The 12,250-nt window shown below is 29.8% G+C and carries 11 protein-coding genes; 6 read left to right on the plus strand and 5 right to left on the minus strand.

From position 1 onward, the window contains the following. Positions 1 to 143 precede the first annotated feature (143 nt). Together chrA and HXZ74_RS16720 are read left to right on the plus strand one after the other, a co-directional pair. Positions 144 to 1,268 carry a chromate efflux transporter gene (chrA, locus tag HXZ74_RS16715; RefSeq protein ID WP_125350836.1) on the plus strand — a complete coding sequence of 375 codons (1,125 nt, stop codon included), beginning with the start codon at positions 144 to 146 and terminating at the stop codon, positions 1,266 to 1,268. Positions 1,269 to 1,272: 4 nt separating this feature from the next. Beyond that, positions 1,273 to 1,887 carry an arsenate-mycothiol transferase ArsC gene (locus HXZ74_RS16720; protein WP_286476458.1) on the plus strand — a complete coding sequence of 205 codons (615 nt, stop codon included), beginning with the start codon at positions 1,273 to 1,275 and terminating at the stop codon, positions 1,885 to 1,887. 6 nt (positions 1,888 to 1,893) lie between these two features. Here the strand turns inward: HXZ74_RS16720 and HXZ74_RS16725 are convergent, their stop codons facing one another. From HXZ74_RS16725 to nhaA, 4 genes are read right to left on the minus strand one after another with little or no spacing between them, the layout of a single operon-like run. Continuing rightward, on the minus strand, positions 1,894 to 3,171 hold the full coding sequence (locus HXZ74_RS16725; protein WP_280038250.1) for a DUF389 domain-containing protein: 1,278 nt from the start codon (positions 3,169 to 3,171) through the stop codon (positions 1,894 to 1,896). Between the two features lie 47 nt (positions 3,172 to 3,218). Then, positions 3,219 to 3,908: a potassium channel family protein gene (locus HXZ74_RS16730; RefSeq protein WP_280038251.1), complete on the minus strand. Its 690-nt coding sequence runs from the start codon at positions 3,906 to 3,908 to the stop codon at positions 3,219 to 3,221. Positions 3,909 to 3,913: 5 nt separating this feature from the next. Beyond that, positions 3,914 to 5,650: a TrkH family potassium uptake protein gene (locus HXZ74_RS16735; RefSeq protein WP_286476460.1), complete on the minus strand. Its 1,737-nt coding sequence runs from the start codon at positions 5,648 to 5,650 to the stop codon at positions 3,914 to 3,916. An 8-nt stretch (positions 5,651 to 5,658) separates the two neighbouring features. After that, positions 5,659 to 6,822, minus strand: coding sequence for a Na+/H+ antiporter NhaA (gene nhaA, locus HXZ74_RS16740; RefSeq protein WP_286476461.1), 1,164 nt, complete (start codon positions 6,820 to 6,822; stop codon positions 5,659 to 5,661). 1,333 nt (positions 6,823 to 8,155) lie between these two features. Here nhaA and HXZ74_RS16745 point away from each other — a divergent pair. Continuing rightward, positions 8,156 to 8,581: a DUF6943 family protein gene (locus tag HXZ74_RS16745; RefSeq protein WP_286476462.1), complete on the plus strand. Its 426-nt coding sequence runs from the start codon at positions 8,156 to 8,158 to the stop codon at positions 8,579 to 8,581. A gap of 149 nt (positions 8,582 to 8,730) precedes the next feature. Here HXZ74_RS16745 and HXZ74_RS16750 read toward each other — a convergent pair whose 3' ends face one another. Beyond that, complete coding sequence (locus HXZ74_RS16750) at positions 8,731 to 9,534, minus strand: hypothetical protein (RefSeq protein WP_286476463.1); 804 nt, start codon at positions 9,532 to 9,534, stop codon at positions 8,731 to 8,733. 83 nt (positions 9,535 to 9,617) lie between these two features. Here HXZ74_RS16750 and HXZ74_RS16755 point away from each other — a divergent pair, with 83 nt between their 5' ends. The 3 genes from HXZ74_RS16755 (at position 9,618) to HXZ74_RS16765 (ending at position 12,227) form a co-directional block, all read left to right on the plus strand. Next, positions 9,618 to 10,112: a thermonuclease family protein gene (locus HXZ74_RS16755; RefSeq protein WP_286476464.1), complete on the plus strand. Its 495-nt coding sequence runs from the start codon at positions 9,618 to 9,620 to the stop codon at positions 10,110 to 10,112. A gap of 301 nt (positions 10,113 to 10,413) precedes the next feature. After that, positions 10,414 to 11,547: a site-specific integrase gene (locus tag HXZ74_RS16760; protein WP_115000217.1), complete on the plus strand. Its 1,134-nt coding sequence runs from the start codon at positions 10,414 to 10,416 to the stop codon at positions 11,545 to 11,547. Beyond that, a complete protein-coding gene (locus HXZ74_RS16765) occupies positions 11,544 to 12,227 on the plus strand; it encodes a hypothetical protein (protein WP_286476466.1) in 684 nt (227 codons plus the stop codon). The genes HXZ74_RS16760 and HXZ74_RS16765 overlap by 4 nt, the downstream gene beginning before the upstream one ends. The last annotated feature ends 23 nt before the right edge of the window (positions 12,228 to 12,250 follow it).

Here is a 12,250-nt window from a genome sequence, read left to right on the forward strand (position 1 = left end):
TTTTTTATTCCTTTCATAATTGTAAGATAAGTATTATATACCTTTTCTTACTCTGGAACTTTCGTTAGGATATCCAAAATCTTCTTGTTGCACACCTAATTCTGTATGTTGCTAATATTATATTTTTGTCTATAAAAATCAATATGGATCAAAAGATACAAATTAAGGAAATTGCGAAATTATTTTTTAAACTCGGTGTAATTGGATTTGGTGGCCCTGCAGCTCATATTGCTATGATGCAAAGAGAAGTGGTCGTGAAACGGCAATGGATGAGTGATCAGCATTTTTTAGATTTATTAGGTGCTACCAACCTCATTCCTGGGCCTAATAGCACTGAAATGGCAATTCATATCGGTTATGATAAAGGTGGATGGAAAGGTCTATTAGTTGCCGGTCTATGTTTCATATTTCCAGCAGTTTTGATTACCGGAATTTTCGCCTATTTCTATCAGAAGTACGGACAAATCCCAGAGGTTTCACCTTTTTTATATGGAATAAAACCTGCCATTATTGCAATTATAATTGGTGCCGTTTATCCATTGTTTTTAAAAGCGATAAAGAATGTTTACCTAGGTGTTTTAGCAATTGCTGTATTAGTCTTATCACTTTTAGGTATCAATGAAATTTTTTTATTAGTTGGAGCTGGCTTTTTTATGCTTTTAGAAAAAAAATTTCGCCAACTTCACTCCATGAAAAGCTTTGTTCCTTTAGCTTTATTTCCTTTATTTAATGGATCGTTTCTGTCGACGATAAACCAATCCTTATTTTGGACATTTTTAAAAATAGGATCAATTTTATACGGAAGTGGCTACGTTTTGTTTGCTTTCTTAGATACCGAGTTGGTAGATAAAGGATTACTCACGCGAATACAACTGATGGACGCAATTGCGGTTGGACAATTTACTCCAGGACCTGTTTTTTCATCTGTAACTTTTATTGGATATCAAATCAACGGACTTTCGGGTGCTATTGTATCTACTTTAGCCATTTTTCTACCCTCATTTATTTTGGTTGCATTGATACATCCTTTAATGAAGTTTATAAGAAACAATGATTCATTTAGTACTTTTTTAAATGGGGTCAATGTAGCGTCTGTAGCAATTATCCTATCAGTATGTATAGTTATGGGGAAAGAAACTATTACCGATTGGAGAACTATTGTTATTGCGTTGATTAGTGCTGTAATAGTTTTTCAATTCAAAAAAATCAATAGTGCTTTCATTGTATTATTGGGTTCCATACTAGGCTACTTAATTATTCAATTTTAAACTAATGCAAAAACAATTATTTAACACTATTCAGAATGATGTTCTGAATCAAGAAATTTGTGAAGACAGAAAAGTAGTTTTACAACCTTTAGTTTTTTACATTCAAGAGAAAGTCAATGATAAGCAGACAATAAATCTCAACTTCATTTGTACACACAATTCACGCAGAAGTCATTTAGCACAGATATGGGCACAATTCGCTGCTGCTTATTATAATATCCAAAATATCAATTGTTATTCAGGTGGTACACAAGAAACAGCATTGTTTCCAAAAGTAGCTGAAACACTAAGCATTCAAGGCTTTCAAATCTTTAAAATTGCAGATAGTAATAATCCTATTTACGCCATAAAATTTGATGAAAATTGTTTACCAATTATAGGATTTTCTAAGAAGTATGATGATGCATACAATCCAATTTCAAACTTTGCTGCAATTCTTACTTGCTCCCAAGCAGATGATGGTTGTCCTTTCATTGCAGGTGCAGAAAAGCGAATCCCAATAACTTACGAAGATCCTAAAATATCGGATGGTACTACCAATCAAACAGAAGTTTACCAACAACGAAGTATCGAAATAGCAACCGAAATGATGTATGTCTTTTCTCAAATAATTAAATAAATAGTATTACATTTTCTGAATGATTATATTTTTAGTTGCATACTTTGTTTCTATCCATTGTTGCAATTTATTTTCATCAATTAACTTTTCTGATTGGTAAAGAATTATTTTATTATTTGATATACTATCTGAATATTGATTGAGTGTACCAAAGTAAATTTGACTAATATCTGGAAATAAAATTTTTATTTCTTTCTCCAGTATGCTATCTCCAAATGTTTTAGCTTTTAGCAATTCGTTAAGTTGCTGTATTTTCAAATCCTTTTCTGTTATATCACTTTGGTTTTTATTGAGTTCACTTAAAATTTCTTGTTTTAAATCTGCGTTATTTTGTCGAACAGTAAACGTTGTATTATTAATACCATAATCTTCCAATTTGGTATTATATCGTGCTATTTCTAAGCTATCTAATTGTTGAGACAAGAAAGCAAGTTCTATTTTTTTAGGCTTACTTCTGAAATTGACATTTTTATAAATTACGGTATGCCCATTATTTAAAAATTCATTTTGAATAAACGTTTCTACATTCTGCGTAAATTTCTTTTCTTGAAGCAAGTTATACGCTAAGTAAAAACTTGGTATAATCAGTAAGCTCATGACTACTGAAATGCTTATTCTAACTTTTTTATCCAATGAAGGATTTTGAGTTTGTACTGGTTTATATTTTAAATATTTTAAAACAATAAACGTAGACAACGCAATGAAAAAACAATTGATACTATACAAATATAAAGCTCCAACTAAAAATTTAAAATTTAGTGTAGCCAATCCAAATCCAGCTGTACATAATGGTGGCATCAAAGCAGTAGCAATAGCTACACCTGGTATAGGATTCCCTTTTTCTACACGTGTTATGGATACTGCACCAACGATTCCACCAAAAAATGCAATTAATACATCGTATATGGTTGGAGATGTTCTGGCAAGTAATTCGGATTGTACATCTTTAAATGGACTTAGATAAAAATATATACAGGATACGATAAGTCCAGCTATTGTAGCAATAAATAAGTTTTTGGCTGATCGCTTAAGTAAAGAAAAATCATACGTAGCTAATGCAAAACCAGAACCGACTATTGGACCCATTAATGGTGATATTAACATAGCTCCTATAATGACTGCTGTGGAATTTACATTTAATCCTATAGATGCAATTAATATCGCACAAGCTAAAATCCATAGATTAGCTCCTTTAAATGATATATTGCTTTGTACGTCTTCTTTAACTTTATTCTTATCTTCTTCTCCACTTTGTAGATTAAATAATTGATAGATCTTGTTCATTGTGTTTCACATAAGTATTAAAATTATTTATCAATTCTATTTTCTGATTAGTAATATTTTCGCATAAATTTATAAATATCATTATTTGATCCATAAATTACTAAAACATCATCACGTTCAAGTACTGTTGTTGACGATGGAAATCCTTGTACCTGTGGTACTATTTTAAATTGACCTAAAAAACTTGTTTCTTGTTTATTTTTAATAACAGTCATTACCAATATATTGTATTTCTTTTTAAATTGAATCTCATCAAAACTTAATCCTACAAGTTCTTTGGGTACTATAACTTCTATGATACTATATTCCTTATTAAGTTCAAAAGAATCTATAATTCCTTTTGTATTTAGTTTTTTAGTCCAACGTTCGGCAGATTCCTCTTCAGGTCTTATAATTTGATCTACACCTATGGCATGTAATACATTTTCGTGGACATTATTTATTGATCGACTTATTAAACGATTAACTTTTCTATTTTTAAAATTAGCTGTCGCCATAATATTAGAGCCTTCATTTTCACCTATAGTAATTAACACCATATCAGTGTTATTCAAGGGTAATTTATTAAGTGCAACTTCATCGGTTGCATCCAAACAAATAGTATGTGACAATTTATCTTTATACGATTCTACACGTTCCATATTGGTATCAACTCCAATCACCTCATGCCCCAAAGCTGTCATTTTAGTACCTAATGATGCTCCGAAATTCCCTAATCCAATGATAATTAATTTCATGTATTTTATATTAAAATATCCCCCGTAGGATATGAATAACGAGAAGATATGGTTTTCTTAAAAAATGCTGTTAAAATGGTGATCATAGAAACTCGTCCTATAAACATAATTATAATTAATACTATCTTACTAGGATCGCTCAATAATGGAGTAGTATTTAATGATAATCCAACTGTTGAATAGGCAGAAAATACTTCGAATGCTATGTCTATTAATGGTAATTGATAATCAAACTTTGAAATTAAAAATACTCCAATTCCTATAACTAGAAAAGACAATGTTATTGTTGCAAATGCCTTTTGCACTATAGAATCACTGATTTTTCGGTTATATATTTCAATGTTTTGTTTCCCCCTTGCGATATTAATAAAATTTAAAATAGCAATGGCAAAGGTACTTGTTTTTATCCCACCACCTGTAGAGGTAGGTGAGGCACCAATCCACATCAAGAGTAATATCATGATAATTGTAGAGAATTGCAATTGCGAAAAATCTATCGTATTAAACCCAGCAGTTCGTGTGGTCATACTAATGAATGTAGCAGATACAAATTTGCCTATTCCTGTATGATTATTAAGCGTATAATAAAATTCTTCAAAATATATAATAATCGTAGAAATGAAAAGAATAATCAATGAAGTCATTAAATTTACTTTTGAACTTAATGAAAATACCCAACTTTTTTGTTCTTTACGATTATGAAATATACTTGCTATAGTTTTGGTAATAAAATAAGAAAAATAGCGAAGTATATTTACTAAAATAGGAAACCCTATTCCTCCTATAAATATAAGTAATATTACAACTATTTGCAATGGATAATTATAAATAGTTACTTCATGCATCAATCCATTTGGTAAAGTAGAAAAACCAGCATTACAAAACGCCGATATAGAATGAAATAAAGAATGAAAAGCCTTGTCTAAAAAGCTAATCTCTAATTGATCTAAAGATAAATATATACAAACCGCACCTATCAATTCTATACTGAATGTTAGATAAATTATACGTTTAATAAAAGAAAACACCTCGCTAAAGGCATCATTATTTGAAATATTTCCTAAAGTAATTTGATATTCAAAAGAACTATTTCCCTTAAAAAAATATGCGATATAAGCTGCAAATGTTAAAATCCCTAAACCACCTAATTGAATGAGTAGTAATAAAATAAATTGACCAAAAGTAGTAAAAACATGAGAAACATCCATAACACTTAAACCTGTAACACATACAGCACTAGTTGAGGTAAATAATGCATCCAAAAAAGTTATTGAGGTTTTAGTTGCTTTAGGCAATAATAACAAACAAGCTCCTAATATTATTAATCCAATAAAACTTATTATAAAAAGTTGGGGTGGTGTTATGTAACTTCTTTTAAATGTAAAATTTGGTGTAGCAAATTCGCGTAATAGTTTTAAGATTATTGCAAATAAGATATACTTACTAACAAAATGTATAGAGTATTCGGTAAATTGTATATATATACAATACGTAATAAATAAGACACTTAATAGATCGAAAATTAAAACTCTTGCTATGATTTTATCTTTGATATAAAAGAATTTAACAACTGTTTTAATAATTCCCAAAAATAAAATAGTAGCAAAAAATAAATTAACATATGGATTATAATGTTTAGGAAAACCAAATCCTAACATAGCAATGATGGTTACAATTGCAACAATAAAACTCCATTTAGTTAGCAGATTAAAAATTCTAGAACAAAAAAAGCGTGTAAGCATCGTTAATTTTATTTATTACTTTTTCTCAAAATTATGTAACCTAATATTCCAGAAATTATTGATGCTAACAAGACTGACAATTTTGCTTCTTCAATTAAAACTGTATCCGTAAAAGATAAGTTTGAAATAAATATAGACATAGTAAATCCAATACCAGCTAATAAACCTAAACCTATTATATGTTTAAAATTACTTCCTTCAGGTAACTGACCTATTCCAAATTTGTAGCAGAGAAAAGTACTCAATACAATTCCTAGTGGTTTACCAAGTATTAAGCCCATTCCAATACCCAATCCTAATGGAGCAGTTAATCCTTCTAGCATTTCATTTACAATAGTTATATTAGTATTTGCAAAAGCAAAAATAGGTATGATTAGGAAATTGACAGGCTTTACTAAAGCATGCTCTAATCGTTCTAGCGGTGATTCTTCATCAGTATCATTTGTCGGTAAAGTCATAGCTACTAATACACCCGCTATAGTAGCATGTATTCCAGAATGATGTACAAAATACCAAATAAATAAACCTGGAATAAGATAAAGATATGAATTTTTAACATTAAGTCTATTCATTACAACTAAAATAGCCAAACCTACACCCGCGTATAATAAATAATGCACATCTATACCTGAAGAATAAAATAATGCAATGACTAGAATCGCAATTAAATCATCTACAATTGCTAAAGCAGCTAAAAATATCTTTAAACTAAATGGTATACGCTTATCTAATAATGATATTACAGCTAATGCAAAAGCAATATCTGTTGCCATAGGAATTCCCCATCCACTTGCGGTATCTAGACCTTTATTAAACAATACATATATCAGCGCAGGTACAATAGCTGCACCAACTGCTGCCAAAATTGGTAAAACAGCTTTTTTAGGGGATGATAATTCTCCTTCTACTATTTCACGTTTAATTTCCAAGCCTACAAGTAAGAAAAATATAGCCATTAACCCATCATTAATCCACATACTTGTGCTATATTTTAAATGAATCCAATTATTTTCTATACCAAATTCATAGGTTAGCAAATTCTTAAGCGTATCACTAAAAGGAGAATTAGCTATTACTAAGGCTATAATAACACATAAAAAAAGAAGGAATCCTCCAAAATTACTCGATTTTACAAACTCTTTAAATACCTTTAAATTAATCAAATTAGACATACATAATAATGTTGAATGAATTCGCAAGATATAAAATTACACCTTCTTATCCAAAGAAATCGGCTTTTAAGTTACGACTAAATTGAAGGTTTCTCCATTCTAATCTATGGTACTGCCGCCATTTTATACTGTCATATTATTTGCAATGTTCATTCGTCGGCTTTATTGCACATTGCTTAGTTTCGTTCCTTACTAAGCAAAGAGCAAGCCTCCTCATTTCACAAGCAAAAAAACGCTACACTCCAACCACCACCAAAGCTTGTCCTGAGCCTGCCGAAGGGTTCGCTTATGCCAGTACTAAAATTGGCGTAAGCTAAGTTACATAACGTGGCATTATAGTCCTAAAGGCTACGGGGACAAGCCCACTATAATGAACGTTATGTAAAATAGCCAGTACCATAGGCGTTCGTGCTAATTTGAACGTTTCTGCCTTTAAGAAAAGCCGTTTTATTTCCACAACTCCCCACCACCCTTATCAATGGTCAGAAAAAAATTAAACTATGATTTTTTAGTGGTGTCGGCTTTTGTAGGGTGCTATTCCATTTCATTACATAGCACCCACATCGCCTAAATGGTGCTGCAAGAGTAGTTCAGCCTTTCCATTCATATTGCTTTGTTTATAGTGGTCGCAGGCAGATGCTCACACACAGTCTACAAATTACTATTGCTTGCTTTGCAAACTTCGCAATCTTTGTAAACTTGCAGTTCGCATTTTGCCTGCTCCTTTTTGAAAGAGGTAAGCAATAATTCATTCTCAGGCATTCACTACACTTGCCACCGCACCATTTCCACATTTCAATTAAGGTATAGTTTATTTTTTTCTGGAGTTAATTGCCCCAAGATTTGTGAGAGCGTTTCCCATAAATAGAACGTTATTCCCAAGACGAAATGTTATCGAATATTTCAATAAGATATTACCCAGTATTTCAAAAGCACACATAAAATATAGACGAATTACTCGATAATAAATAGTGAATATATTATCCAATAAATCATCAACTAATAGATAAAAGAAAACAGCTTCACTTCATTTTTCATTCGTATTCCTTTAGAAGTTGAGGTTATCACATCACATTTCAAAAAATAAAAAGGAAAGCAAATTAGGGTGGTTCGGTACTGCTAAAGCACAAAGCCGTAAAGGTCAAGCCCTACGGGTTTTGAATAAAAAATCTCCACCTATACAGGTCGTATTTTTTATCCAAAAACCTTGACTGCTTTGCCTCACCACCCTTTTAAACGGCTTTCTTTTTCTTTTTTTTTCCGTTTTTTTTCTGTTTTCTTTTGAAAAAATGATGCGAAGCGTGAGCGAGCAATAAATTTTAAAGCTCGTATTATGCAAAAATTTGAATTAAAAACTTTCAGCCCAAAGAATCAAAAATCACAATTTGAATTTTACATTCTGAACAAAGGTAAAAACAGCGGTAAACCGTTGGATGAACCTTGTGCCAATTGCTATGTATTACGTACAAATTCCGAAGAAGAAATGCAATTTTTCAAAACCTTGTGCGATGGATTATTCAAATCAAAATCCTATTACAACTTTTTGAAAGGATCAGTGATTTTATTTGTAACTATTAACGATTGTAAATCCATCATCAAAAACGGATTAATACAAGCAAATGCCAATTTACCCCAGTTTAAAAAATCGGTAAAAACTATTAAAGAATTAGAGCAAAAAGAAAGACAATATTTAGAAACATTACAGCTCATTTCCGAAGCAAAAAGAATAATTCTATACCGATATATTAAAAGACGTTAAAACGCCTTTATTTCGTGTTTAAAAGATAGATAATCAATACATATTTAATAGATGATTAATCATTATAGGAAAATTAATGCAAAAAGTAAAAGCCTACTCAAACGAGCAGGCTTTTCAATTTTCCGAAACCTCTAATCTCTAATGATGAATTAGAATATTTTTACAACCTTCATTGCATTACCTTGAGCAAATAAATAATAATTTCCATTTACTTCTTGGTAAAACTCAACCGCTAAAATATTAACTACTGAAACATCCGCAGAAAGGGTTGGAGTACCTGGCAATGTCGTAGCAACAGAAATTGCAGAAGTCATTGCATTTACAGGTAAATATCCCGAATCAGCTGTAGCAGTCAATCCATTATTTACGTTATCTTTTGGTTCGTAAGACTTAGTTAAAGGATTGTACGCAAAGTCAGATAAAACCGTAATAGCATTGATGATTCTAAAATGCGTAGCACCTGCAGGAATAAACATATTATCCAATGGATTAAATGGTGCAATTGCTAATGTTGACTCATCACGATCTACATTTGAAGTAATTGTGTAAGGAGCATTAAAAACACCATTTAAAGAAGAAAATTTATTGAATTCAAAACCTTCTAAATATTGAGGAGCAGCAGTAATTAAAATTGCTCTTTGACCTCTGGCTTCTGAACCATCTTCTAAATTAATTTTCTTCATAACCGCAGTAATACGACCTGTCACTTGACTATCAGCATTATTACGAATTAGATTTGCAATACTTGTTCTAAATGAACGACCAGTAGTAGCACTACCACCAAACTCATTCATATTTTCACGAGTACGAACGAAAGCAGGATCGCTTGCAATTTGTTGTGCAGTAGGTCCGCCTTTTAACCCAGCATAGAAACCTTTGTTTCCTTTAATCTTAAAATGTCTAACGTCTCCTAACGTTCCAACATACTTAATGTGTCCACTCTGTCTAGCCATTATATTAATTATTAAATAGTTACAAATTATTATCGTAAATTTACATATAAATAATTGATAATCAGAATGTTAATAAGTGCAATATGAAGCAATTAAATGTAATCGGTCAGACAATTTCAAAAACGCATCTTAAAATTGAAAAATACAATGATGGGGATGGAATTTTTGTGAAAGATTTAATTACAAACAAAGTAATTGAAATTAGATTTTATGGTATTGATGCTCCAGAATTAACACCTTGTAAAAAACTAAAGCAAGACGAATTGGAAACATCTGTATCAGGAAGATTATTAATTGAATTAGGTTATAAATCATTAGAATTTTTAAAAACATTAGTTCAGATAAATGATCCAGTAACCTTAATTCAAGAACGTGATAATACGAAAGATAAATACGGAAGAACTTTAGGATATTTAATTTTAAAAGATGGAAGGATAATAAACGAAGAAATGATTAAATTTGGCTTTGCTAAAGCCTATAATAAAATACATTGTAATCAGTTACCATTGTATCAAGAATTGAATTTGAGGGCTAAAACAAAGAAAAAAGGCTTATATTTGCTCGTAGATAAGTTCTAATAAAATAAAGGCATTTTCTCTTATTTGCCACCAATTTTACAGATTTTGTTGCCTATTTGTTGCCTAATCTATATAATTAATTGATTATCAGTGTAGGTTACTTTTTGTATCGGGAAATAGAAAAGCAAATACAAGACAATTACTACCTTTCAACTACCTAACGCTTAAAACGTTAGGTTTTTTGTTTTATATTTGAAATGACATAAATAGATGATGTTTTGACGTTTTTTACACCAAAACTACACCTCTATTTTTTTATACTAATAAAAGGTGTAGTTACTACACCTCGAATTATTCAAATATGAAAATAAGCTTAAAACAAAAGAAATTAAAGTCTGAAAAATATACTCTTTATTTAGAATTTTATAAAGGCTCAAAGATTGATAAATCTGGTAAAGAAATACATTTACGTGAATTTGAATATTTAAAATTACACTTATTCATTAATCCCAAAACTTTCGAAGAAAGAAAAAAAAATAAAGAGAATTTAGAATTAGCCGAAAATATTCTCGCTATTAGAAAATCAGAGTATATTCAAGGTAAGTATGGAATTATTGATAGAGATAAAGCAAATATTACCTTTTATGAGTACTTCGATCGATTAAAAGAACATCGATCATCATATTTATCTAATTATGGTACATGGGCATCAGTAAAAAGGTATATCGATCAATACTTTCACCCTTCCACTACATTATCAGAAATTACAATTGAATCAATTAAAGGTTTTAAACGTTTTTTAGATAAAGAAGCCTTAACAAAAAATGGAACTCCATTAAAACATGGAACAAAATATTCCTATTTCAATAGATTTAAAGCTACTATTAAACAAGCTTATGAAGAGGGATATATTTCAAATCATAAATTGCTCAAAATTAAATCTTTTGAAGAAAAAGATTCACAACGAGAGTTTTTAACTTTTGATGAAGTTCAAGCTTTAGCTAATACTGATTGTAAATATAATGTATTAAAACGAGCCTTTCTTTTTAGTTGTTTAACTGGTTTACGTTGGAGTGATATTTACAAACTTTCTTGGAATGAAGTTAGAGATGAAAATGATAATTATAGAATATTTTTCAAACAACAAAAAACTGATGATCTAGAATATATGTACATCAGTAAACAAGCCAGAGATTTATTAGGCAACAGAGACCATTCTAACCCAAGAGTATTTGTTAATTTAAATTATGGTTCTGGAACAAACACAGAATTATTGAGATGGTGTATGAAAGCTGGAATTACTAAGCATATTACATTCCATTGTGCCAGACATACAGCTGCTACATTACAATTAGAATATGGAGCAGATATATATACTGTAATGAAATTTCTAGGACATAAAGATATTCGTACAACTCAAATATATGCACATATTATGGATAATAAAATGAAAGAAACTGCTAATCTATTACCATCTTTAAATTTAGAATTATGAGCATAGCACTTGATATAATAAAAGCAATAATGATAATAGTATTGTCATTTGGAATTTTTCAATTCAATTACAATAAATCTGATATATTATTTAAGGTTAATATATTGCCCATAACAACAATTATTTTAAGTATAATATTTGGTTATCAAGCCTACTCTACTCAAGATTATATGATTTTACAAATCTGGATTTGTATTTTCTTATTTTCAATTTCCATTTTATATGCTTTTAAAATAAGTAATAAAAATTTAGAACATAAAAATATTAATTCATTGTCAAACACCAATTCAGTGATGAACAATCAACTAGATGACATAAAGATGAATAAAATATATGCTTTTTTTAAACTAAATGAATTATTAACTGATGATCTGAATTTTCAGCAATTTAAAGAAGCTTTTTTAAAAACACCAATTTATATAAATATGGACGTTCCTTCTCTTCGCGAATTTTTTAATTTCTTAAAAATTCAAAAAGGAATTTATATGAAAAACATTGACAATGATTTTCTACAATTCTTTATTAATTCTAAAACTAATCAAATCTATAAATACAATCAATTTATAAGTACATCTAAGCCAAATTCAAAACTTAGTATTCAAATTAAAAAATTATTTAACCATTTTTTGGATATGCAAACAAAAATAGGAGTATTAGTTAAGCTACATTTTTATAACTAATTTTTTGTTGATTAAATTCTTCA

Source organism: Empedobacter sp. R750, assembly GCF_030324345.1.
Lineage (GTDB): Bacteria > Bacteroidota > Bacteroidia > Flavobacteriales > Weeksellaceae > Empedobacter > Empedobacter falsenii_C.

Bases quoted from the DNA above. Each gene is read 5' to 3' on its own strand.
- HXZ74_RS16755 (WP_286476464.1), top strand. From the start codon at position 9,618: ATGAAGCAATTAAATGTAATCGGTCAGACAATTTCAAAAACGCATCTT.
- HXZ74_RS16765 (WP_286476466.1), top strand. From the start codon at position 11,544: ATGAGCATAGCACTTGATATAATAAAAGCAATAATGATAATAGTATTG.
- HXZ74_RS16725 (WP_280038250.1), bottom strand. From the start codon at position 3,171: ATGAACAAGATCTATCAATTATTTAATCTACAAAGTGGAGAAGAAGAT.
- nhaA (WP_286476461.1), bottom strand. From the start codon at position 6,822: ATGTCTAATTTGATTAATTTAAAGGTATTTAAAGAGTTTGTAAAATCG.
- HXZ74_RS16760 (WP_115000217.1), top strand. From the start codon at position 10,414: ATGAAAATAAGCTTAAAACAAAAGAAATTAAAGTCTGAAAAATATACT.
- HXZ74_RS16730 (WP_280038251.1), bottom strand. From the start codon at position 3,908: ATGAAATTAATTATCATTGGATTAGGGAATTTCGGAGCATCATTAGGT.
- chrA (WP_125350836.1), top strand. From the start codon at position 144: ATGGATCAAAAGATACAAATTAAGGAAATTGCGAAATTATTTTTTAAA.
- HXZ74_RS16745 (WP_286476462.1), top strand. From the start codon at position 8,156: ATGCAAAAATTTGAATTAAAAACTTTCAGCCCAAAGAATCAAAAATCA.
- HXZ74_RS16750 (WP_286476463.1), bottom strand. From the start codon at position 9,534: ATGGCTAGACAGAGTGGACACATTAAGTATGTTGGAACGTTAGGAGAC.
- HXZ74_RS16735 (WP_286476460.1), bottom strand. From the start codon at position 5,650: ATGCTTACACGCTTTTTTTGTTCTAGAATTTTTAATCTGCTAACTAAA.
- HXZ74_RS16720 (WP_286476458.1), top strand. From the start codon at position 1,273: ATGCAAAAACAATTATTTAACACTATTCAGAATGATGTTCTGAATCAA.